The 20,926-nt window shown below is 68.1% G+C and carries 24 protein-coding genes and 1 tRNA gene; 10 read left to right on the forward strand and 15 right to left on the reverse strand.

What is annotated here, in order from left to right; translation table 11 throughout:
* Positions 1-4: 4 nt before the first annotated feature.
* Together ACQKQD_RS06280 and ACQKQD_RS06285 are read right to left on the reverse strand one after the other, a co-directional pair.
* Positions 5-1,312, reverse strand: coding sequence for an MFS transporter (locus ACQKQD_RS06280; RefSeq protein WP_091680368.1), 1,308 nt, complete (start codon positions 1,310-1,312; stop codon positions 5-7).
* A gap of 81 nt (positions 1,313-1,393) precedes the next feature.
* Positions 1,394-2,113: a ribonuclease activity regulator RraA gene (locus tag ACQKQD_RS06285; RefSeq protein WP_427507799.1), complete on the reverse strand. Its 720-nt coding sequence runs from the start codon at positions 2,111-2,113 to the stop codon at positions 1,394-1,396.
* A gap of 192 nt (positions 2,114-2,305) precedes the next feature.
* Here ACQKQD_RS06285 and ACQKQD_RS06290 point away from each other — a divergent pair, with 192 nt between their 5' ends.
* From ACQKQD_RS06290 to ACQKQD_RS06325, 8 genes are all read left to right on the forward strand, one after another.
* Entirely contained in the window at positions 2,306-3,004 is a 699-nt protein-coding gene (locus tag ACQKQD_RS06290; RefSeq protein ID WP_427507800.1) for a GntR family transcriptional regulator, read from the forward strand.
* 129 nt (positions 3,005-3,133) lie between these two features.
* Complete coding sequence (locus ACQKQD_RS06295) at positions 3,134-4,804, forward strand: thiamine pyrophosphate-binding protein (protein ID WP_427507801.1); 1,671 nt, start codon at positions 3,134-3,136, stop codon at positions 4,802-4,804.
* 59 nt (positions 4,805-4,863) lie between these two features.
* Entirely contained in the window at positions 4,864-6,441 is a 1,578-nt protein-coding gene (locus ACQKQD_RS06300; RefSeq protein ID WP_427507802.1) for an aldehyde dehydrogenase (NADP(+)), read from the forward strand.
* A gap of 82 nt (positions 6,442-6,523) precedes the next feature.
* A tRNA-Gln gene (locus ACQKQD_RS06305) sits at positions 6,524-6,598 on the forward strand.
* Positions 6,599-6,696: 98 nt separating this feature from the next.
* A complete protein-coding gene (locus ACQKQD_RS06310) occupies positions 6,697-6,957 on the forward strand; it encodes a hypothetical protein (protein WP_427507803.1) in 261 nt (86 codons plus the stop codon).
* A gap of 48 nt (positions 6,958-7,005) precedes the next feature.
* Positions 7,006-7,170 (forward strand): hypothetical protein, encoded by a 165-nt coding sequence (locus tag ACQKQD_RS06315; protein ID WP_427507804.1) that lies wholly within the window; start codon positions 7,006-7,008, stop codon positions 7,168-7,170.
* Positions 7,167-7,373, forward strand: coding sequence for a hypothetical protein (locus ACQKQD_RS06320; RefSeq protein WP_427507805.1), 207 nt, complete (start codon positions 7,167-7,169; stop codon positions 7,371-7,373). The genes ACQKQD_RS06315 and ACQKQD_RS06320 overlap by 4 nt, the downstream gene beginning before the upstream one ends.
* 773 nt (positions 7,374-8,146) lie before the next feature.
* The gene (locus ACQKQD_RS06325; protein ID WP_427507806.1) at positions 8,147-9,184 is read left to right on the forward strand and encodes an HD domain-containing phosphohydrolase; all 1,038 of its coding nucleotides are present in this window, start codon (positions 8,147-8,149) and stop codon (positions 9,182-9,184) included.
* A gap of 72 nt (positions 9,185-9,256) precedes the next feature.
* On the opposite strand, the gene ACQKQD_RS06330 is transcribed toward ACQKQD_RS06325, so the two are convergent.
* Both ACQKQD_RS06330 and ACQKQD_RS06335 read right to left on the reverse strand, forming a co-directional pair.
* Positions 9,257-9,718 (reverse strand): hypothetical protein, encoded by a 462-nt coding sequence (locus tag ACQKQD_RS06330; RefSeq protein ID WP_427507807.1) that lies wholly within the window; start codon positions 9,716-9,718, stop codon positions 9,257-9,259.
* Positions 9,719-9,949: 231 nt separating this feature from the next.
* Positions 9,950-10,153, reverse strand: coding sequence for a hypothetical protein (locus ACQKQD_RS06335; protein ID WP_427507808.1), 204 nt, complete (start codon positions 10,151-10,153; stop codon positions 9,950-9,952).
* 220 nt (positions 10,154-10,373) lie between these two features.
* Here ACQKQD_RS06335 and ACQKQD_RS06340 point away from each other — a divergent pair, with 220 nt between their 5' ends.
* Entirely contained in the window at positions 10,374-10,580 is a 207-nt protein-coding gene (locus tag ACQKQD_RS06340) for a hypothetical protein (protein WP_427507809.1), read from the forward strand.
* Between the two features lie 483 nt (positions 10,581-11,063).
* On the opposite strand, the gene ACQKQD_RS06345 is transcribed toward ACQKQD_RS06340, so the two are convergent.
* On the reverse strand, positions 11,064-11,858 hold the full coding sequence (locus tag ACQKQD_RS06345; RefSeq protein WP_427507810.1) for a DUF3800 domain-containing protein: 795 nt from the start codon (positions 11,856-11,858) through the stop codon (positions 11,064-11,066).
* A 14-nt stretch (positions 11,859-11,872) separates the two neighbouring features.
* Positions 11,873-12,238: a hypothetical protein gene (locus ACQKQD_RS06350; RefSeq protein ID WP_427507811.1), complete on the reverse strand. Its 366-nt coding sequence runs from the start codon at positions 12,236-12,238 to the stop codon at positions 11,873-11,875.
* Positions 12,239-12,549: 311 nt separating this feature from the next.
* On the opposite strand from ACQKQD_RS06350, the gene ACQKQD_RS06355 reads away from it, so the two are divergent.
* Positions 12,550-13,311 carry a hypothetical protein gene (locus tag ACQKQD_RS06355; RefSeq protein WP_427507812.1) on the forward strand — a complete coding sequence of 254 codons (762 nt, stop codon included), beginning with the start codon at positions 12,550-12,552 and terminating at the stop codon, positions 13,309-13,311.
* 166 nt (positions 13,312-13,477) lie between these two features.
* Here ACQKQD_RS06355 and ACQKQD_RS06360 read toward each other — a convergent pair whose 3' ends face one another.
* The 9 genes from ACQKQD_RS06360 to ACQKQD_RS06400 form a co-directional block, all read right to left on the reverse strand.
* Complete coding sequence (locus tag ACQKQD_RS06360; protein WP_427507813.1) at positions 13,478-13,708, reverse strand: DUF6894 family protein; 231 nt, start codon at positions 13,706-13,708, stop codon at positions 13,478-13,480.
* A 120-nt stretch (positions 13,709-13,828) separates the two neighbouring features.
* A complete protein-coding gene (locus ACQKQD_RS06365; protein ID WP_427507814.1) occupies positions 13,829-14,107 on the reverse strand; it encodes a DUF6894 family protein in 279 nt (92 codons plus the stop codon).
* A gap of 235 nt (positions 14,108-14,342) precedes the next feature.
* Complete coding sequence (locus ACQKQD_RS06370; protein WP_427507815.1) at positions 14,343-14,699, reverse strand: hypothetical protein; 357 nt, start codon at positions 14,697-14,699, stop codon at positions 14,343-14,345.
* Between the two features lie 46 nt (positions 14,700-14,745).
* Complete coding sequence (locus tag ACQKQD_RS06375; RefSeq protein WP_071000448.1) at positions 14,746-15,159, reverse strand: hypothetical protein; 414 nt, start codon at positions 15,157-15,159, stop codon at positions 14,746-14,748.
* Entirely contained in the window at positions 15,159-15,434 is a 276-nt protein-coding gene (locus ACQKQD_RS06380; protein ID WP_427507816.1) for a hypothetical protein, read from the reverse strand. The genes ACQKQD_RS06375 and ACQKQD_RS06380 overlap by 1 nt, the downstream gene beginning before the upstream one ends.
* Positions 15,434-16,051, reverse strand: a complete 618-nt coding sequence (locus ACQKQD_RS06385; RefSeq protein ID WP_427507817.1) for a lysozyme — start codon at positions 16,049-16,051, stop codon at positions 15,434-15,436. The genes ACQKQD_RS06380 and ACQKQD_RS06385 overlap by 1 nt, the downstream gene beginning before the upstream one ends.
* 13 nt (positions 16,052-16,064) lie before the next feature.
* The gene (locus tag ACQKQD_RS06390) at positions 16,065-16,397 is read right to left on the reverse strand and encodes a septal ring lytic transglycosylase RlpA family protein (RefSeq protein ID WP_427507818.1); all 333 of its coding nucleotides are present in this window, start codon (positions 16,395-16,397) and stop codon (positions 16,065-16,067) included.
* A 65-nt stretch (positions 16,398-16,462) separates the two neighbouring features.
* A complete protein-coding gene (locus ACQKQD_RS06395) occupies positions 16,463-19,660 on the reverse strand; it encodes a tail fiber domain-containing protein (RefSeq protein ID WP_427507819.1) in 3,198 nt (1,065 codons plus the stop codon).
* Positions 19,661-19,678: 18 nt separating this feature from the next.
* A complete protein-coding gene (locus tag ACQKQD_RS06400; RefSeq protein WP_427507820.1) occupies positions 19,679-20,923 on the reverse strand; it encodes a phage tail protein in 1,245 nt (414 codons plus the stop codon).
* Positions 20,924-20,926: the final 3 nt, after the last annotated feature.

Consider the following 20,926-nt stretch of genomic DNA (forward strand, 5'->3'; position numbering starts at 1 on the left):
GGTCTCACGCGTTCGACCCGGCCGGGCGGCCCGCGACGAGCGTGATCGCCGCGGCGGCGAGCGCGCAAGCCGCCAGGAAATAGAGGCCGGCCTCGTAGGTCCCGGTGTAATCCTTCAGCCAGCCCAGGACGTAGGGGCCGACGAAGCCGCCGAGATTGCCGATCGCGTTGATCAGCGCGATCCCCCCGGCGGCCGCGGGCCCGGCCAGGAACTCCCCCGGCATCGCCCAGAAGGCGGGCTTGCTCCCATAGAGCCCGATCGTGGCCACCGACATCGCCGCGAGCGCCCAGAGGCTGCCGAGCATGGGGCCGGAGACGACGAGGCCGAGGGCGGCGACCAGCGCGGCGATCGCGAAGTGCCAGCGGCGCTCGTCGCGCCGGTCCGACGACCAGCTCCAGGCGATCATGCCCAGGGTCCCGACGCCGTAGGGCACCGCCGTCGCGACCCCCGTCTCCCAGTCGGTGAGGTGCAGGCTCTTCAGGATCGGCGGCAGGAAGAAGGTGATGCCGTAGGTGGCGGTACCGATGCTGAAGTACATCGCGCCCAGCGCGAGCACGCGCCGGTCGGTCAGGACCTGCCCCAGAGTGAAGGGCCCGTGGGCCCGGACCGTGCCGTCCCGCTCCGCCGCGATCGCGGTCCCGAGCCACAACCGCTCCTCGGACGTGAGCCACGCGGCCTGTTCGGGCCGGTCGGTCATCAGCGCCAGGACCGCGAAGGCCAGCAAGATCGAGGGCGCCGCCTCGAGGAGGAACAGCCACTGCCAGCCGTGCAGGCCGAGCGCCCCGTCGAGCTGGAGCAGCGCCCCCGAGATCACCGCCGTGAGGGCGTTCGAGCCCGGGACCGCGAGGAACAGCGCGGCGACCACGCGCGCCCGGTACCGCTTCGGGAACCAGTAAGTGAAGTAGAGGATCACGCCGGGGAAGAAGCCGGCCTCGGCCACGCCCAGCAGGAAGCGCAGGGCGAGGAAGCTCGCCGGGCCGGTGATGAGCGCCATGCTGCCCGCCACCAGCCCCCAGGTGACCATGATCCGGGCGATCCAGAGCCGCGCACCGGCGCGCTCCAGGAGGACGTTGCTCGGCACTTCGAAGATGACGTAGCCGAGGAAGAAGATGCCGGCCGCCCAGCCGTAGACCGTGGCGGAGAACCCGAACTCCCGGCTCAGCCCGAACGCCGCGAAGCCCACGTTGGTCCGGTCCATGTAGGCGACGAAGTAGATCAGGACGATCAGCGGCAGCAGACGCCGCGACACCTTGGCGACCGTCCGCCGCTCGATCTCCGGCGCCGCATCGCCCCCGCGCAACCCCGCCGCCATGGCGTCCCCCCGAGCCGAATCCGACGCGTCCCGGCCCTTTGCCGATCGCGGGCCGGGCCGGAGCGGGCCGGTGCGGCACGCTCAGCGGCCGGTCCGCGTCCGCCAGGCGGCGAAATCGGCGAGGCTCTGCTCGTCGGTGGCAGGGTAGAGGCCGAGGATTGTGCGGCCCTTGCGTACCTCCTCGGTGACGAAATCCTCGTAGGCGGTCATCTCCACGGCCTCGTCGGCGACCGCGTCAGCGAGGTGGGCCGGGATCACCGCCACCCCGTCGCTGTCGCCGACGATCACGTCGCCGGGGAAGACGGGCGCGTCGCCGCAGCCGATCGGCACGTTGATGTCGATCGCCTGGTGGACCGTGAGGTTCGTCGGCGCCGACGGGCGCGCGTGGTAGCTCGGCATCTCCAGCCGGGCGATCTCGTCGGCATCGCGGAAGCCGCCGTCGGTGACGAGCCCGGCGCAGCCGCGCACCATCAGCCGGGTCGCCAGGATCGAGCCCGCGGAGGCGGCCCGGGCGTCCTTCCGGCTGTCGATCACCATCACGGCGCCGGGCGGGCACTCCTCCACGGCCTTGCGCTGCGGGTGCGCGCGGTCGCGGAACACCGTGATCGGGTTCAGATCCTCCCGGGCCGGGATGTAGCGCAGGGTGTAGGCCTCGCCGACCATCGTCGGGCGGCCGGCCTTCAGGGGCAGCACGCCCTGGATCATCTGGTTGCGGAAGCCGCGCTTGTAGAGGGCGGTCATCAGCGTGGCCGTGCTGACGGTCTTCAGCTTGGCGCGCGTCTCAGGGGACAACCCGGACATCCGCTTCTCCTCCCCGGGCCTCGGTCTCGGCACCCGCGGACGGTGACAATCACGCGTCGCTTGCGCCGGCCTTGGCTCCCGCCCGCGCTGGGCGCGGACTGATATCCCAGCTCTTGAGTAACACGGGGCGCCGCGCCATTGTCAACCGGCGCGGGTCGCGACAGACACGGGCGGAGATCGACGGGGAAGCCCTTGGCCGAATTGGACTTTGCGGGCGGCAGCGCCCCGGCGGCGGAGGCGCGCAGGCCGCGCTCGCTCGCCGAGACCGCCTACGACGCCATCGAGCAGATGATCATCAGCCGCCGCCTCGCGCCGGGCGCGATGGTCTCCGAAGGCGAACTCGGCGCGGAGCTGGGCCTCGGCCGGACCCCGGTCCGCGAGGCCCTGGCACGGCTGAAGACGATCGGGTTCGTGGAGGTCCACCCGCGCCGCGGCGTCCTCGTCACCCAGGTCGACATCATCAGGCACCTCGAGCTGCTGGAGGTGCGGCGGCCCCTTGACGAGACCGTGGCCCGCTGCGCCATCGCGCGGGGCACCGAGGACGACATGGCGCGGCTGCTGGACCGCGTCGGCGGGCTGCGCCGCACCGCGGAGGCCCGCGACCGGGAAGCGTATTTCCGGCACAAGCGCGCCCTGCACGAGGGGCTGGTCGGCGCCGCCTACAACCCGACGCTCGCCGGCACCATGGCGGCGCTGCACGCGCAGTCGCGACGGTTCTGGTACACCTACGAGCCGACCGCGAGCTTCCCGGACTGCGCGGCGATCCACGCGGCGATCGTGTCGGGCATCGCGGCGCGCGACGCGGAGGCGGCCCTTGCCGGGATCGGGACGCTGTTCGACTTTCTCGACCGGATGACCCGCCGGGCCCTCGACCGGCGCCCCCTGGTCTGACAGGTTGACCGCCCCGAACCCGCCCCTATCCTGAGACTGGGATATCAGACGCATCCCAGCGGCGGGCGGATCCACGGCCGATCCCGGCGCCATGCCCCGGACGCGGCCCGAGCGCCAGGGAGGAACGGCTTGAGCGGATTGCCCCCACGCACCGGCGCGCAGGTGCTCGTCGACCAGCTCCGCGCGCAGGGCGTCGAGCGCGTGACCTGCGTCCCCGGGGAGAGCTACCTCGCGGTGCTCGACGCCCTGCGCGACAGCGGCATCGACGTGCTGGTCTGCCGCCAGGAGGGCGGCGCAGCGATCATGGCCGAGGCCGCCGGCAAGCTCACGGGCCGCCCTGGCATCTGCTTCGTGACCCGGGGTCCCGGCGCCACCAACGCCTCCGCCGGCGTGCACATCGCCCGCCAGGATTCGACGCCGATGATCCTGTTCGTCGGCCAGATCGCCCGGCGGATGCGGGACCGCGAGGCCTTCCAGGAGGTCGACTACCGCCAGATGTTCGGCGGCGTCGCCAAGTGGGCGGTGGAGATCGACGACGCGGCGCGGATCCCGGAGATCCTCGCCCGTGCCTTCCGGGTCGCGATGCAGGGCCGCCCGGGCCCCGTCGTGGTCGCGCTGCCGGAGGACATGCTCGACGACGAGGCCGCCGTCGCCGACGCGCCGCGCGTCGTCCCGGCCGCGCCGGCCCCGTCGGGGGACGATCTCGCGCGCCTGCGGGCCATGCTGGCGGAGGCGCGGCGGCCGGTGGTGCTGCTCGGCGGCTCCCGCTGGACGGAAGGCGCCGTCGCCGCCCTGGCCGCCTGGGCCGAGCGCCACGACCTGCCGGTGGCGGTCTCGTTCCGGCGGGCGCATCTCTTCCCCGCCGACCACCCGAACTTCGCGGGCGAGCTCGGGATCGGGCCGAACCCGGCGCTGCTCGCCCGGATCCGGGAGGCCGACCTGCTGCTGATGGTGGGCGGGCGCCTCTCCGAGATGCCGGCGCAGTCCTACGGCCTGCTCGGCATTCCCGATCCCGGCCTGCCGCTGGTCCACGTCCACGCCGACGCGGCGGAGCTCGGGCGGGTCTACCAGCCGGCACTGGCGATCGAGGCGGCGCCCGAGACCTTCTGCGCGGTCCTGCCGGAGTTCGAGGCCACCGGCACCGGCCGCGCCGCCGAGGCCCATGCCGCCTACTGCGCGTGGTCCGAGACGCCGGAGCCGAAGCCCGGCGCGTTCCAGTACGGCGCGGCGATCGCGTGGCTGCGCGAGCGGCTGCCGCCGGACGCGGTGATCTGCAACGGCGCCGGCAACTTCGCCACCTGGGTCCACCGCTATTACCGGTTCCGCGCCTTCGGCACGCAGCTCGCGCCGACCTCCGGCTCCATGGGTTACGGCCTGCCCGCCGCCGTGATGGCGAAGCGCAGCCGCCCGGAGCGGATCGTCGTGGCGCTGGCCGGCGACGGCGACGTGATGATGACCGTGCAGGAATTCGCGACCGCGGTTCAGTACGGGATCGCCGTCGTGGTGGTGGTGCTCGACAACGGCATGTACGGCACGATCCGGATGCACCAGGAGCGCGAGTATCCCGGCCGCGTCTCGGCGACCGAGCTGCGCAACCCCGACTTCGCGGCGCTGGCCCGCGCCTTCGGCGGCCACGGCGAACGGGTGGAGCGCACCGAGGAGTTCGCCCCCGCCTTCGAGCGCGGCCTCGCCTCCGGGCTGCCGGCGATGATCCACTGCCTCGTCGATCCCGAGGCGCTGACCCCGACCATGACCCTCGCGGCCATCCGCGAGAAGGCCCTGGCGGCGCAGCGGGGCTGACCGCCCGCGCGCGCCGTCCCGGTGCGGCCCGCCCGCACCCCCACCGAGAGGAGCAGCTCATGACCCTGCGCGGCGAGAACCTGATCGGCGCCGAGGCGCGGCGCGGCACCGAGGCGGCCTTCCGGGCCGTCGAAGCGGCCACCGGACAGACCCTGGAGCCGGACTTCCCGGGCGCGAGCCGGAGCGACCTCGACCGGGCCTGCGCGCTCGCCGAGGCCGCCTTCGACACCTTCCGCGAGACCGACCCGGAGGCGCGGGCCGGCTTCCTGGAAGCGATCGCCGCGAACATCCTGGAGATCGGGGACGACCTCGTCACTCGCTGCATGGCCGAGACGGGGCTGCCCCGGCCGCGGATCGAGGGCGAGCGCGCCCGGACGGTCGGCCAGCTGCGCCTGTTCGCCGGCGTCGTCCGCGAGGGCAGCTACGTCGAGGCGCGGATCGACCCGGCCCTTCCGGACCGCAAGCCGCTGCCCCGCCCGGACCTGCGCCTGCGCCGGATCGCCGTCGGCCCGGTGGCGGTGTTCGGCGCGTCGAACTTCCCGCTGGCCTTCTCGGTGGCGGGCGGCGACACCGCCTCGGCCCTGGCGGCGGGCTGCCCGGTGGTGGTCAAGGCCCATCCCGCCCATCCCGGCACCTCGGAGCTCGTCGGCCGCGCCGTCCAGAAGGCGGTGGCCTCCTGCGGCCTGCCGGAGGGGACCTTCTCGCTGCTGTTCGATGCCGGCCAGTCGATCGGGGAGGGGCTGGTGGCCGATCCCCGGATCGCCGCCGTCGGCTTCACGGGCTCGCGCCGGGGCGGCACCGCCCTGATGGCGATCGCGGCCGGGCGCCCGTCGCCGATCCCGGTCTACGCCGAGATGAGCAGCATCAACCCGGTGCTGCTGTTCCCCGGCGCGCTCGCCGCGCGGGGTGCCGCGATCGGCAAGGCATTCGCGGCCTCGCTGACGCTCGGCGCCGGGCAGTTCTGCACCAATCCCGGCCTGATCCTGGCGCTGCCGGGTCCGGGTCTCGACGCCTTCCTCGAGGCGGCCGGCGCGGCCCTGCGCGAGAGCCCGGCCGCGACCATGCTGACGCCCGGCATCCAGCGCGCGTACCGCGAGGCCGTGGCGCGGGTGGCCGGCCACGCCGCCGTCACCCGCATCGCCGAGGGCACGGAGGGCGGGGCGACCCAGGGCCGGGCGACCCTGTTCGCCGCGGACTCGGACGTGTTCCTGGCGGATCCCGAGCTGCAGGAGGAGATGTTCGGCGCCTCGGGGCTCGTGGTGCGCTGCGCGGACTTCGCCGCGATGCGGGCGGTCCTGGAGCGTCTGGAGGGTCAGCTCACGGCCTCGCTGCACCTCGCGCCGGAGGATCACGCGGCCGCCCGGGACCTGCTGCCGCTCCTGGAGCGCCGCGTCGGCCGGATCCTGGTGGACGGGTTCGGGACCGGCGTCGAGGTGGCGCACGCCATGGTGCATGGTGGGCCTTACCCGGCAACCTCGGACGGGCGCACGACCTCGGTGGGCAGCCTCGCGATCGACCGGTTCCTGCGGCCGGTGAGCTACCAGGACGTCCCCGACGCCCTGCTGCCGGCGGCGCTCCAGGCCGCCAACCCGCTGGGCCTGCCCCGCCGGATCGACGGCACGCCCGAGCGCCGCTGAGCGACGGCTTGCGGGGGCCGGGAGGCCGCGATCCGCCGCTTGCCAGGGGCGGGCGCGGCGGCTAGACAGCCTCCGCTCACCTTGGGGCGTCGCCAAGTGGTAAGGCAGCGGTTTTTGGTACCGCCATTCCCAGGTTCGAATCCTGGCGCCCCAGCCAAATTTCCCAAGGAAAACAGCATCTTCGGCATCGGGACATAACGGACACACCGGAACAGAAGGTGTTTTTCCGCTGCACAAAAGCCGGCACAGTCCCGAATGGCCAAGGAACCCCCTACCGTTTCGGAACTGCGGAAGGCCGCTGAGGTCACCGACCAGGAGATCGACGCCGCGGTCGACGCGGTGCTTGCGGATCTGGCGACCGAGGCCTACCCACTCGCGAAGGGCTGGACCCTCGACCTCGTCGAGACCATCCGCACCAACACGCGCGCGGCCGAGGCGCTGACCACAGACAAGCCGGCCTGGAAGCGGAACATGGTCCGGACCGCGATCCTGTTGGCCCATCCGGTAAAGGCGTAGGCGATGCCGGGCCCGGCCAACAGCAACGCCGAGCCTGAGACCTATGACATGCGTCCGGACGATGAGGGTTGGACGGTCTACGCCGTCAGCACGGACGAGCCGGCCCAGGTCAACGGCGTGCGGCAGACCGGCCTCGACATAGAGAAGGCCGACGATCTCGTAGACCTGCTGAACCGCCTCGCGCGGCAGAAGGGCGGAGATGCCTCGACATGAGCGATGGCCACCACCCGGTTCGCTGGCGGGAGGCCGATCCGATCATGGAGGCGGTCGACGCGCTGGTGGCCGCGAAGGTCCCCGTCGTGCCGATCGGCGAGGAGCTCGAGCGCTGGCAGATCGGCGACCTGATCTTCTCGGACGCAGACCTGTGGCGCCTCGCCGCGAGCCGAGGTCTCGTCGAGGATGGCGACTCACGCTAGCCCGGCGCCATGCCGAAGGCCCCATCGCCTCGAGGCGCCCGGCCTCGCTAGGATCTCCGCGCGTGCTGGCTGCGCTGACGCCCGAGTCGTCCACCGCCGCCGAGAAATTGCTGAGCGCGCCGGGCTGCCCGGTCCGGAGCGCGGGACTCACGCCGCCCGCGCGCTAACGCGTCTGGAAGCCGACAACCTCGCGGTTAGCGAGACACGCCCGAATGTCACCCGTTGACGCTGCGCAACTGCGCCTCTCGCTTATCCATAGTTTCGCCCCTGACATCGAGACGGCAAGGCCCATTCGCTCCCCGAGAAATTCGAACGGGGACCGACAGCATTTTTCAGGCAGGCATCACTTGTGGTGTTGCCACGTGCCGATGGTGGCAACTTATAGATATAGATGATAAAATCCGATAGATCCGAAAAAATTCTAAGCTCGTGTTAGGTATTTTTTGACGGCTAAAACTCTAAGCGAGCGCCCGCCGATTTCCCGGGGGCACGGTCATGCACATTACGTAACTTGCCGTCAGCTACGAGCGCGTCGTCGGCGGCGGCGTCGGCTTGGTCTCGTCCTCGGGCAATAAGCTTGAGGCCACTGCCCATCAGATGACTACCACCGCCCAGGACACTGCTACCAACGTCAGCACGGTCGCGGCCGAGGAGCTCGGCTCCTCGGTGCAGAGGTGTGTCGAGGCGACGCAGCAGCGTTCGCTAGGCACCCGATCGCGCCTGCATTCCTAGACTGATGAGCAGACCAGCTGCGATAAATCACTGAGGACGACTTGAGCATCCTGCTGTTTATCTCTGACGATTTACCCCGGACCGAGCGTTTGGTGCGCACGCTCGGCCTGGATGAGCACTGCCTTGTCCACGACCTGTACGCCGCGACCGATCCCATCGCCACGCCGGATTTGATCATCAGCGACGTGGCGCAGCTCACCTCGGACGCGATCGTCCGTCTCAAGCGGTTACTCGAGCCGATGAGCGCCGTCGGCGCGCCTTTCCTGGCTCTTGCCCACGGCAATTTCGCACGGACTGAGGCGCAGGCGCGGCTGATGGGCGCGAGCGAGATCCTCCCGGCGACGACTGCGGTGACGATCGTGCAGGAGAGGATCGACCAACTTTCGGATCAGGGCGGGTGCGCAATCGCGGCCAAGCTGGCGGGGGAGGCGCGACAATTCTTCATCCAGACGTTCTTCTCAGGCCAAGCGATCACGCCTGACTTTGCCAGGGCCGGGACCACACTCATCAGCCGCGCTGTGCAGCAGGCTGGCATTCGCAACTGGATCCGCGCCGTGCAACGCTTCGATGAAGCCACGCATCAGCACTGCCTGCTGGTGACCGGCCTCGCGGCCGCCTTCGCGACCAAGCTGGGCTTCGGCAACTTCGACGGCTACCGCCTGACCGAGGCCGCGCTGCTACACGACGTCGGGAAGACGAAGATCCCGCTGTCGATCCTCAACAAGCCGGGACGGTTGACCGACGACGAGATGGCGGTCATGCGCACGCACGCGGCGCTGGGCTACGACATGCTGGAGCACGGCGGCTTCTCGCGGGAAGTGCTGCAGGTTGTGCGCTCGCACCACGAGATGCTGGACGGCTCAGGCTACCCGGACGGCCTGCGGGCGCCCGATATCCCCGATTTGGTTCGACTTGTGACGATCTGCGACATCTACGCCGCGCTGATCGAGCGTCGCCCTTACCGGCCAAAAATGTCCAGTAGGCAAGCCCACGGCATCCTGCGGTCAATGATCGGCCGTCTGGACGGCGATCTGGTCTCTGCGTTCCGCCCGATTATGGCTGCGTTTGATCCGTTGTGACACGCCACGGCAGAGGATCGGTATCCACGACCATCGCTGGTCGATGGTCGATCACCGAGCTGCGCCGGAACGTCACCCGGTGGCGCGCCGCGGCGGCCGCTCCCGCCTCTCGATGATCCGCGCTCGATCTCGCAGGGTGATCTCGTGCGTCGGCCATTCCAGGCATGCGGCATCGAACGCCGCCTTGGCCATCGACAGCGGGTAGATGGTCGCGAGGTGCAGTTCGACGTTGCCGCCGGTCTCGCGCCAAATCTCGACCGTGTAGGGCACGCCCGGCGGCACCGGCGGGATTTGCTTGAGCGCCGGCGGCAGCGTGATCGCGGCGAGGCAGAGGTGCTCGTACTTCCGCGCGGGCGGCGCCCCGGGCGCGCGCTGGTAGCGGCACGAGGCCGTCAGGTGCCGGAGCAGGTCGAGCGTCGAGATGTCGGCCCCATAGCGGTCGATAAGGCTGGCGACGGTGTAGCGGCCCGAGCGCTTGCAGGTCGCGCAGTCGACGTACACCCGACCGGGCCCCGCATCCCCCAGGCGCCCCATTCTGGTGGCCCTCCGCTTGCGAACGAATGCGGAACAAGCCTGAGGCGGCGGCGCGCTTCAACCGGCGGCGGTCGAGACGCGCGAGATCATGGTGGAGCGGTGTGGATGACGTCCGGAAAGCCGAGACCGGTCAGGCGCTTCGGCTGCCCCGCGCCGCGAACTCCCAAACCGGCGGCACCCAGGTCTGACCCGGCTTCGTCCGGTAGCCGGAGAAGCGACCTGACGCCGCGCTTACTCGTCGTCCCACTTCATGGCATCCAGCCTGATCGACGCGACCTCCAGTCCAGTCCCGTCCACGTCGATCACGAGTGCGATCTCGGCGTCACGCTGGGCGATCTCTGCCTCTGCGAGCCGCTTGGCCGCAGCTCGATCTTCGAAGCCCTCGGCCTCGCCGATGACAGCGCCGTCTCTGCGGAATTCAACACGATAGGTCATGGCCTCACATGCCATGGGCTGATGACGGCTTCAAAGCGCTCGATCTGGTCGCGCCGAAAGGCAGGAGGCCGCTAAAGCGGGGCTAGGCGACAGGAACGCTTCGGTCCGAGCCGACAGAGCTATGCGACGCGCTGATCAGCCGATATGCATCATGGTCTACCGAGCACCTGAAGGCGAAGGGCCACCTGACGTGACCGGTGCAGATGCAGAGCCTACGAAGATGTCCGAGGTTCTGCGTCTGGCGAACGCGCTCGCCGAACAGATGCTCGGTTCGCAGGTCATGGGACGTGCGCTTCCACCCCATCAACTCACAGCGCTTGTGCGAGCCGCCCGCTTTCTTTCGGACAACAACGTGACTTGGCCGCCGCTGGTACAGGAGGTTGTGCGGGTTGCCACCGAGAAGATCGAAGCGGCGCGAAAGGCTTAGGTCCGAGGTTCGCTGCGGATCTTTGCAGACACGGGAGCCGGCCCTCACATCGCGCCGGGTCAGATACCGGCACGGCGAGGCGTGCTCGGACAGGCGCTCGATCTGGTCGCGCTAGGAGGCAACGGCGGGCGGGAAGGCTGACATGAACGGCGGGGTAGCGGCGAGCGGTTAACGATCTGCGAGGTGGCGCTTTGACCAGCCGCACCTGCACCGCCGCCCCTCGGCGTTTGACTTTCGGCACTACAGCCGGGTGAAGCTAGAGGCGCACGAATGTAGCCCGCGGCCCGAGCGCCCAAAGAGACGATATGTAGGTGCCTAACGTACCGCTGCCTTGACAGAACGGCGCCAGCATGAAGCGTTGAATTTTGGCGCTAAACCCACTATTTTTTTAGCAGCCGACGGGTGCCCATTAGGGTCATCCCAAAGCGCCTTTGGGCGCCTGTGGGTGCGGGGAAGAAGGAACCGACCCGTCGAGCTTACTCTTCAGCTTCCCATATTGAGCCATCGCATTCGTGGCTCCATCGGAAGAGGCCCTTCGCATTCTGGCGGGAATAGCTTGATGCCATGATGCTTTATCTCTCTACCAAGAGAGAAAATCTTCCGGCGCATTTGAATGATGTAGCGGTCGTCGGTTAGATCGAATTGCTTGTATTCAATTGCACTACCAAATGAGCTGGCTACAAAATCTGCAATGCGAAGTCCGTCGCAGTCTTTGTGCCTCCGAGTGTGGATGTTAGCGAGATCCACAAAATCCCAAGCCACATTCGAAAAATACCGCGACTCTCCGACTTTGATTTTTGTTACGTATTCCGCAAACGTATCCATCCTGAGGTTTGCACGCTCGCTAAATATTATTTTGACCGTGCCGTCACCGGAAGGATATAAAGGAAAAGTCTCGCGGCAGACCCAAGAAATTCGTTCAAGCAACAGATGGGATAAATAGAAATAAAGATCGCCGAATTTACCCGTCTTTCCAAGGTAATTTATAGTTGGCTTGTGGGCGATTACGGCCACAATCTTCACGGGCAAATCACTAATTAGCCGTGATATTAAGAATTTATGCCCGGGAGACGATATGTCTTTAAAGGATTTCCAGTCCCAGGTAGGAGATTTTTTGGCGTGCCGCCGAGCTAAATCCCACACATCGGTTACGCTCTGCTGGGCCACCGCTCGGACTACAACCGCAGATATAATCAAAAATTCAGACGCGCCTGCTTTCTCCGGGTCACCCTCATGACCAGACTCATCAATAAAAGCAATGAACGAGTGGTCGGACACCAAAAGCCCGACGATCAGTCGTGATCTTTTCGCCCGAACTGTTGAGGTGGTAGCACGCCAATAGGAGGAGGCTGAAGGCCACTTCTGAGGGTCGGAGGCACTACAGACCATGCTGAACGCAGAGTCGCGCGAGCAGCATGAAATCGCACTAAAATACTTTGAAGCTCAGATGCCGACTTCCAGTCCGACGCCGGATATTTCAGTCCGCTGAAAATTCCAGGAGGAAGATCGTTTCCGGTGTCGCTAAAACAAATCCGCGCCGGATCTTTCTTTATGAGGGCACCTACACGAACAATCTCATCCGCGATGGTTTCAATTTCAGTCCGGCATTCCTCAAACGCGAGGCGCGCGTTCAGGTACGCTTCAATCTCGCCGGCCACAGGCGACCTCCGTTCGCAACACGACGCGCAAGCTACACGACCTAGGCTCCGCTCGCTCGTCGTCGCGGAGGGTTATGAACGGGTTCGGGCAAAACCACACCCCCGTATATGATGGCGGCCACCTTCAAAGGCTCATCTATGCGGATTGTTATGCCCACCAGACCCAAACCCGCCAAACTCGGCGCCAAGCGACCGACGTGCGAGGAGCAGATGCATCGGTTCATCGAGGCGGATGCGAGCGAGGATGAGGCGGAGTGCATCGGAACGCTCATAGAACTAATCAAGTGCGATCCAACGCGCGTGTATTAGTCATGGCAAAGAAAAATTTGCTAGATCGGCTTGAGCCAGCCTTCGACCGTTTCCAAGAGGCGCACTTCTGGATACATGGATTAGAGCGACACTATCATCAAGCCGAGCCATTCCGATGGCATCTCAACGTGTTTATCAAGGCTATTAAGGAGATTATTCCACTTATACGTAAGGCGTTACAGAACGAGACTGGTTTCAAAGATTGGTTTGAGCCTTTCGGAAAAAAACTATCCACAGATCCGCTGCTTCGACAGCTGTCCAGCAATCGTGACTACGTCGTTCATCACGGTATGCTAGCCCTCAAGAGCTCAGGTTGGCTTGGAATTACAGAAGGCCGTGGCATAAAGCTAGGACTTAGCTTCCCGGTTAATTCAAACGAAGACAGCGATGATGCCATGAGGGCGTTCATCGGTGCTTTAGCAGTGAATGGCGATTTCTTGGGATTTCTAGCTGAAGACGAGGATTCGCTGCCCTGTGTTGAGAGATACTGGCGATTGCCTGGTAGCGATGAAGATGTCGTTGATGTATGTGCGCGGGCTTGGCTTATTCTGGGCGAAACAATGGCAGAAGTCGCAGAATGGTGCGGAGTCGAGCGCCCGCAATTTGAATTACAATGCAGGCATTCTAGCCAGCAGCTTCACTTCAAGATCTATAATCGAAAATTTCTGAGAGCCAGACTTCTGGAAATGCGGGCCCAGCCCAATTTTGTTATGGCAGAGGATGCGCACGACGCTGCGCCCCTTACCATCGGGGACGAGGACTAAATCGCCTCCCGCTGTTGCGCATGCGTGAGGGGACGTTCGTTAATCCTAGGTCCATCAAGCCCGACGCTGCGAAGGTTCATATCCGTCGCAGCATCCGCTCGGCCCCGCCCCGATCTGCTCACGGGGCGGGGGAGCGCCTGATCTCACCAGCGTGTGAGCCGAGCGCCTACTGATCTTCGATGTCGATGCTGGCCCGCGCCCGCATCACCAAGCGGCCATTTTCATCGCAGGCACGCGCGCTGCACTCGGTTGCCCCGTCGTTCGCGCTTTCATCGTGAAGAATGGCTGTCAGCGTTTTCCGAAGGATTGTGCGCAGTTCCTCCCGGCCGGATAGCTCCACGCCTTCCTCGTCCTCAACCTCGTGCCCGTTGGCTGTGCTGATGAAGTAGCGTGACACACACGCCTCCGGAATCGCGAGCCCCCCCCTGTGGCTCAAACCCGAGGTGCCGGAGAGGGTTCGCTGATTGCTGCCAGGAGGCAACTTAGCTAGGCGATCAGAGAGGCACCGATCGCCGATTCAATCGAAAGGGTCCTGTTTGCCGGGAGGGATCGGGAGCTCTCCCAGCCAGAGGCCAGCGAACGATACGGTCGCTGTGTAGACAGTTGCGTGGGCAGCATTGCGAACAATAACCGTAAAGGCTTGGATCTCGCCCTTCCCGGGAATGACCTCTTTAGCCATGAGCGACAAAGCTCGCATAGCTTCATTCCGTATCATTTCACGATCACTGCATTCGAAGCCTATAGGATCGCGCAGGAACGACTGCCCATCGTGGAAATCAAAGAAGAGGCGCGACATGCCAGTCCCCGCTGGTGGGCGGGAGCGCAAGTCACTCTCGGCCGCCAGCGCCCGAGGCAATCTGCCAGCGATGGTCTATTGTCGCACAATGGCGCCTCGTCCACACTAACCTGAGTCAGCGCGAGCCGATGGAAAAAGGCCCCGCGCGGTGCCGTCGGCGGGGCTGAAACGACAAAAGGCGCCCCGGCCGAAGCCAGAGCGCCTTGGGGCAGCTTCACGACGAGGATGCGGGTGGTCAGTCCGGCGGCCGCCGCATGAAGGCCTTCAGCATCGCCTCGCGGGTCTCTGCCATCTCGCTCCGCACCGAGGTCACCATGTCGTCGATGCGCCGCTCCAGGCGGGTGATGACGTCGCCAGTCACGTAGGTCCGCGCCACCTCGATCTTGAAGGCGTTCAGCTTCTCCTCGAGCGACCGGATCTCGATCTTGGCCGCCGCCATGTCGATCGTGAGCGGCGAGACCGCCTCCTTCGTGCCGGTGCGCAGCTTTCCCACGACCCAGTCGACGCCCTTGCCGACCGAGAACAGGAACAGCGCGAGCGCGATGAGCTGCGCCCAGGTGATCGGCCCGGGCGACAGGAAGGACGTGTCCATGGCGGCGGTCTTTCGCGGCCCTACCCCTCTCCGGGGCGGGAGAGGGTTACCGGGTGAAGGTCTTCTTGACGCCGAGCAGACCGATCAGGCCGACGCCGGCCCAGATGATCGTCTTCTGGATCTCCAGGTACTCGCCCGGCATCGCGGCGATCTTCCAGGAGCCGACCGTGTGACCGTCCCAGGGGAAGCAATCAAAGGTCACGGCACCGAAGTGGATGATCGCGATCGCGAACGCGACGGGCATCATCCAGGCGGTCAGCAGTGAGGCTCGATCGGCGTTCCGCGCGGCCGCGACCTGCTGCTGCGCCACGATCCAGGCCTGAAACATCTGCGCGTTGGTCGAGACGTCGGCGCCGACATCGACCTGGTGCTTGGCGAGGTCCGTGTCGGCCCGCTTGTTGGCGAAGTCGAGGATCTTGCCGAGCAGGCCTGGGACGAGGGTCAGGAGAGCGGCGATCATCAGCGGGACCCTCCGGGCGCGTCGCGGTCCGGCGCGCGCATGGGCGGCGTGGTCGTGTAGGCCCGCATCACGAGACCCATCAGGAAGCACCCGGCCACGATCGCCTTCGCGGTCCCCTCCGGCGCGCCCATGTCAATGAGCAGCTGCCGGAAGTCGACGGCGTGCAGCGCGTCGAGCAGCGCCAGCAGGAAGGCCGGGGTGAAGAAGATGAACGTGCGCCAGCCGCTGAGGCGGCGCCACAGCATGCGGGCGCGGTGGAAGCGAGAGCGGGGCATCAGGCGGCCTTTCGTCCGAGGAAGAGATCGACGAAGCGGTTGAAGAGGGTGGGGCGCGCGGCGGCTGGCTTCGCTCCCGTCATCGGCGAGAGCGGGTCGGGCGCGCTCGCCGGGGCCGGCAGCGTGCCGGCCATCGCCTTCACGGGCGCGCGGTCGCCGCGGCGCGCGTAGACCTTGGCCCCGGCGTAGGAGGCGAGGGCGGCCTGGTCGTGCTCACCCTGCCGGCGCGAGATGATCGCCGCGGGCTTGTTCCACATCAGGAACGCCTCGACGGCACCCGCGAGGTCGCCGGCATTGGCGCGCCGGACCACGGTCGAGTGCGCGAAGCCGACCGGGCCGATGTTGTAGGCGAGGCTCACGCAGGCATCGAAGAACGGCTGCGGGACCGGCTTCGCGAGGGCGGCGCGGACCGGGGCCGCGTACTTCTCCAGCGCCGCGGCGAAGAGCGCGTCGGACTGGAGCGGCGTGATCGTGAGGCCGGGCACCACCTTGATCAGCCCGGAGGCGGTCGTGATGCCGGTGCCGATCGTCCAGACGCCGACGGAATCCTTGTAGGCGGTCAGCCGGGTGCCTTCGCGCCCCTCGAGGGCGGCGCGTCCGATGGGCGAGACGTCCATGATGGTCTCCGGGTCAGCCGAGGATGGCGAGGTGGACGCGGCCGACGCCCGCTAGGCCGATGGCCCGGGCCGCGCCGCGCGAGAGATCGATTGCCCGGCCGGCGATGAACGGGCCGCGGTCGTTGATCCGCACGACCACCGACCGGCCGCCGTAGGTCACCCGTACCCGGGTCCCGAACGGCAGGCTCCGATGCGCGGCGGTCAGCCCGTCGGGCACGAACCGCTCGCCGTTCGCGGTCCGGTGGCCGGAGCCGTACCAGGAGGCGACTTCGGCCTGGGCGCGCGGGACCGATCCCGCGAGCGCGAGGCACGCGAGGGCGGCCCGCGCCTCGTGACGCAGGGGCATGATGGCTCCGGGCATGAAAAAGCCGCCCGGAGGCGGCGCGGACGGACAGGTCGGGCGGAGTGGCGTCAGGCGGCGAGGCGCGCGGCCAGGACGAGGTTCTGCCACTCGTCGTACCGGACCGAGAGCGTGCTGGTCTGCCGGCCGTCGGCGTCGAGCACGGGGCGCTCCTCGATCTCGACGCGCCGGCCGCCGTCGGCCTCCGGATCGTCGACCGCCACCGGCACCATGACGGTGTCGGCGGTCCGGCACAGCACCGACCAGGCGAAGGCGTCCTCGCCCTCGGCCTCGAACGCCGCGGCGATGTCCTGGGCGATCACCCCGACGTGCCACCGCGCCTTGTCGGCGCCCTTCTCCTCGATCGACTGCTTCAGCTTGTACCGGCGCATCGGCACGGCCCGCACCGCGCGCAGCACGCTTTCGGGGATGGCCTCGATCGCGTCCTTCAGCTTCGCGTCCGAGTTCACCGTGACGGCGTTCTGGAGATAGAGGTTGCGCCACTGGAGCGAGGCGCTCTTGCCGAGGTCGCGGGTGTTGGTCGCGGCCGGCGAGATGCCGGTGCTGTCGACCGCGACCTGCTGCGCGCCCGCCGTGGTCAGGTAGACGGTCGTCGGGGCCTGGAGCTGGAGGAAGGCCCCGCTCGAGGCGGCGATCGTGCGCGAGCCGCCGTCGAGGCTGACGTCGCCCGACAGGCTGCTGGCGCCCACCACGGTCAGCCCGGAGTTGAGCGTCGCCGTCCCGGTCACGGCGAGGCCGCCGTTGAACGTGCCCTTGCCGGTGCTGGTCAGGGTGCCGCCGACCGTCATCAGGCCGGAGAGGGCGAGGTCGTTGTTCAGCGTCGCCTTGCCGGTCACGGTCAGCGTCGCGCCGAAGCTCGCCGCACCCGTGACGCCGAGGGTCCCGCCGACCGTGCCGTTGCCGGTGACGGCGAGCGACCCGAGCGAGCCGGCGCCGGCGGTGGTGACCGCGCCGAACGTGCCCGTGCCGGTCACCGCGAGGTCGTTCCCGAAGGTGCCCTTGCCGGTGACGTTGAGCGTGGTCCCGAACGAGCCGCCGGCCGCGACCGTGAGGCCGGTGCTGTCCACCGTCACCCGCTGGACGCCGCCCGTGGTGAGGAAGACCGTGGTCGGCGCCTGGAGCTGCAGGAAGACGCCGGCCGTCGCCGAGATGGTCCGCGACCCGCCGCCGAGGCTGAGATCCCCGCCCGCGGTCAGGCCGCCGCCGAAAGTGCCGGCCGCGGCCACGGACAGGCCGGTGCTGTCGACCGTGACGCGCTGCGTGCCGCCGGTCGACAGGTAGACGGTGTTCGGGCCCTGGAGTTGGAGGAAGCTGCCCGAGGTCGCCATGATCGTCCGGGAGCCGCCCGCGAGGGCGACATCGCCGGCGATCGCCGCCCCGTAGCCGGCGACCGGCGCCATGCCGAGACCGACGCGGCCCGCGGTGTCCGCCTGCACGCCGAGCACGCCGCCGGCCGTGAGGCCGACCGCGCCGCCGCTGCCGGGGACGAGGAACAGGCCGGAGTTCTGAGCGGAGGTGAAGGTGTAGCTCGGAGCCCCGACCGTCCCGCTGTCGTCGGCGTACATCCGGCGGATCCCGCCGAACAGACCGGTGTGCGTGTCCCAGACGAAGGAGGGCGGGGGCAGCGTCTCACCGTCCGAGGTCGAGTAGGCCGGCGCGCGGTTGCCGCCGGTGCCCCAGTTCCCGATCCAGCCGCCGAGGATGTGCCCGGCGAAGAAGGTGTTCTCGCACGGGAAGAAGCCGTCCTGGCTCGCGATGCCGCGCACGCCGCCCGAGCCCGCATCGGCACCGTTGCCGCCGGCATAGGTGAACATCATCGGCAGGAGGTTGTTGTCGATCCGGTCGATGACGACCGCAGCGCAGCCGGCGGCGCCGGGGATCTCCGACTTGATGCGGAAATTGTTGCGGCTGAAGCCCTGGTAGAAGTAGCCGGGCGCGTTCTTGGCGACGACCGCCTCGTAGGCGCGAAGCACCACGCCCTCGGCGGTGCGGGTCGCCGGCAGCGTCGTGGTGATCCGCCCCGTGCACTCCATGAAGCCCTGCGTCAGGCCGTTGAAGGTCGGGCCGTTGATCGTGCGCAGCACCGCCCCGTTGACGGTGTAGCGCTGGACCTCGAACTCGAGGTTCGACCGGAACGCGTGGACCACGTCGACGCCAGTCGCGGCGATGCCGTTGCAGTTCACCGACAGGCGCACGTCCACGCCGGTGATCGGGCCGTTGAGCTTGAACACCTGTCCGGTGCCCCAGGAGCCGACCGCGACGAACTCGGTGCCGCCCGGGCCGCCGACCTCGCCGCCGCCCGGGGTCGAGCAGCCGCCGGCCGGCAGGACCGAGAAGCCGGCCACGGTCGAGACGCTGGTGTCGGTGCCGTTGCCCAGCTCCCAAGCCGGGTCGTTGACCTTGGCCGGGTCGGGCACGAGCGCGATCTTGCCCGTGGGCAGGTACAGGGTCCGGCCGGTGGTGAGGAACGCCTTCGCGACGTTCAGGCCGATGCGGTTCGCCGTGGCCTGGATGACGGTGAGCACGTTCGGCACGACGCCGAACCAGCCCGCCTGCATCGCCGGCTTGCCGAGGTCGAGCTGGAACCACGTGCCGGCGGCGTCCTGGATCGCCATCGGGCCGGCCGAGGTGCCGCGGATGTAGGTCGCGCCGACCCCGTAATCGCCCGCGGCCGCGAAGCCGGACACCCGGAACGAGGTGATCGGGATGATGCGGGTCGGGATGTCGGCGCGCGCGATCCCGAGCGAGACCACGGGCGCGATCGCCGTCGGCAGAGACTGCGGCGCGCCGCCCGGCAGCGTGATCCGGAGCTTGGTCGCGTTGCCGCCGATCACCCAGCCGGTGGCGAGCCACGCGTCGGTCGTCTCGTCGTAGACCACCGAGACGGTGGTGCCGGCCACGAGGTCGCCCGGGTCGAACTCCTTTCCGGCGATGTCCCGCCAGGGCTTCGGCCCGGAGCCGTCGACGTTGAGGCTGGCCGCCCCGGTGTTGGTGCGGTCGAGGCGCAGCAGCAGGGACATGCCGGGCCGGAGCTCGGACACGCCCGAGGAGGTCGCCGCGACGTAGGCGTTGGCCGTGCCGGTCGTGACGATGCCGCCGCCCTGGTCGTCCGCGTAGGCGCGCATCGCCGCCATGACGGACCGGACCAGGCCCGGCAGGTTGCGCGCCGAGGCACCGTCGATGGCCTGGATCAGGGCATCGGACAGCGCATTACGGGCCGCGGACAGCGACCAGTTCCAGACACCCATGACGGTGTTCTCCGAAGGTTAGGTCTTGATGGCCCAGATCACGACGGCCCCCGGGGGCACGTTCGGATGCGGGGCGCCGGAACCGGCCGCGTCGATCACCAGCGTGTGGACGTGGTTCGGGGTCGGATCGATCGTGTGGATGTGGTCGCCGTCGACCGGGATCTCGTGCGCGTGCGAGCCGCCCGGATCGGTCGAGAAGGCGTGCGTGTGGTTGCCGCCCTGGCCGGTCGTGAAGGTGTGCTGGTGCGGCCCGCTCTGCGTCGTCTGGCCGTTGCCCTGCGAACCCAGGTTGATGCCGGTGACCACCTGGGCGTTGTTCGGCGTCTGGGTGCTGACGAGGCCGTAGCCGTACTGCACGACGTGGGCGTGGTCGCCGCTCGTGTCGGTCGTGCCACCGTGGGTGTGGGTGCCGCTGAGCCCGGTCGTGCCGGAATGCGCGTGGTCGCCGCCGACTTTCGTGCCGCCGTGATCGTGCGCGCCAGCCTTCTGGATCTCGGGCTCGAAGAAGCCGGCCGGCGACATGGTCGAGGTGTGCATGTGGCTCGGCATCTGCGGGGCCAGCATCACCACCTGGTCTGCCCCGCCCATGTTGCCGAGCGAGCCGTCGAGGCCGCCCGCCGCGGTGAGCCGCCCGGTGCCGCGGTTGGCTCCGAACAGGGTCCGCCCGCGTGCGTCGGGCAGGTTGAAGGTCGTGAAGCCGTCGCCGTTGCCCCAACCCGTGCTGATCGTCGCGAACAGGGCAGCGTAGGCGGTGCGCGAGACCGCGCGGCCGTCCATGATTTCCCACCCGGAGGGCACGTTCGGGCCGGCGAAGGCCTTGACCGCGCCGGCCTGCTCGGTGGTCGGCGACAGGGTGCGGTAGACCTGCGCGACCGGGTCGTAGACCACCGACCACACGACGTTCTGGCCGATGTCACCGGGCCCGAACTGCGTCCCGTCCCAACGCAGCCACGGCTTGGGCGCGTTGTTGTCGGCCGCGAGCGTGCAGGGGTTCAGATTGGTGGTCGTGGTCCGGAACTTCAGCGTGTGCGCCCGGCCCGCGGCCTTCGCCGAGACGCCCTGCTGGGTGATGACGGTGTAGGCGTCCGACCCGAAGGCTTGGTTCACGCCGGAGTTGTCGACCATCCAGAGCGCGACGGAGGCCATGAGCGCCCGCATCGCATCGTTGATCGTCTTGGCCGGCTGGCCTTCGTTGAACAGGATCGGGGGATCCGAGACGTCGTTGCCCGAGGGCGCGACGTCCCAGTTGATGACGCCGGGCATAAA

Origin of the sequence: Methylobacterium sp. NPDC080182 (assembly GCF_050281105.1) — a bacterium.
Classification (GTDB): Bacteria; Pseudomonadota; Alphaproteobacteria; order Rhizobiales; family Beijerinckiaceae; genus Methylobacterium.

Coding starts and splice junctions, on each gene's coding strand:
- ACQKQD_RS06280 (WP_091680368.1), bottom strand. CDS start 1,312: ATGGCGGCGGGGTTGCGCGGGGGCGATGCGGCGCCGGAGATCGAGCGG.
- ACQKQD_RS06285 (WP_427507799.1), bottom strand. CDS start 2,113: ATGTCCGGGTTGTCCCCTGAGACGCGCGCCAAGCTGAAGACCGTCAGC.
- ACQKQD_RS06300 (WP_427507802.1), top strand. CDS start 4,864: ATGACCCTGCGCGGCGAGAACCTGATCGGCGCCGAGGCGCGGCGCGGC.
- ACQKQD_RS06310 (WP_427507803.1), top strand. CDS start 6,697: ATGGCCAAGGAACCCCCTACCGTTTCGGAACTGCGGAAGGCCGCTGAG.
- ACQKQD_RS06315 (WP_427507804.1), top strand. CDS start 7,006: ATGCGTCCGGACGATGAGGGTTGGACGGTCTACGCCGTCAGCACGGAC.
- ACQKQD_RS06320 (WP_427507805.1), top strand. CDS start 7,167: ATGAGCGATGGCCACCACCCGGTTCGCTGGCGGGAGGCCGATCCGATC.
- ACQKQD_RS06330 (WP_427507807.1), bottom strand. CDS start 9,718: ATGGGGCGCCTGGGGGATGCGGGGCCCGGTCGGGTGTACGTCGACTGC.
- ACQKQD_RS06335 (WP_427507808.1), bottom strand. CDS start 10,153: ATGACCTATCGTGTTGAATTCCGCAGAGACGGCGCTGTCATCGGCGAG.
- ACQKQD_RS06340 (WP_427507809.1), top strand. CDS start 10,374: ATGTCCGAGGTTCTGCGTCTGGCGAACGCGCTCGCCGAACAGATGCTC.
- ACQKQD_RS06355 (WP_427507812.1), top strand. CDS start 12,550: ATGGCAAAGAAAAATTTGCTAGATCGGCTTGAGCCAGCCTTCGACCGT.
- ACQKQD_RS06365 (WP_427507814.1), bottom strand. CDS start 14,107: ATGTCGCGCCTCTTCTTTGATTTCCACGATGGGCAGTCGTTCCTGCGC.
- ACQKQD_RS06370 (WP_427507815.1), bottom strand. CDS start 14,699: ATGGACACGTCCTTCCTGTCGCCCGGGCCGATCACCTGGGCGCAGCTC.
- ACQKQD_RS06375 (WP_071000448.1), bottom strand. CDS start 15,159: ATGATCGCCGCTCTCCTGACCCTCGTCCCAGGCCTGCTCGGCAAGATC.
- ACQKQD_RS06380 (WP_427507816.1), bottom strand. CDS start 15,434: ATGCCCCGCTCTCGCTTCCACCGCGCCCGCATGCTGTGGCGCCGCCTC.
- ACQKQD_RS06385 (WP_427507817.1), bottom strand. CDS start 16,051: ATGGACGTCTCGCCCATCGGACGCGCCGCCCTCGAGGGGCGCGAAGGC.
- ACQKQD_RS06390 (WP_427507818.1), bottom strand. CDS start 16,397: ATGCCCCTGCGTCACGAGGCGCGGGCCGCCCTCGCGTGCCTCGCGCTC.
- ACQKQD_RS06395 (WP_427507819.1), bottom strand. CDS start 19,660: ATGGGTGTCTGGAACTGGTCGCTGTCCGCGGCCCGTAATGCGCTGTCC.
- ACQKQD_RS06400 (WP_427507820.1), bottom strand. CDS start 20,923: ATGCCCGGCGTCATCAACTGGGACGTCGCGCCCTCGGGCAACGACGTC.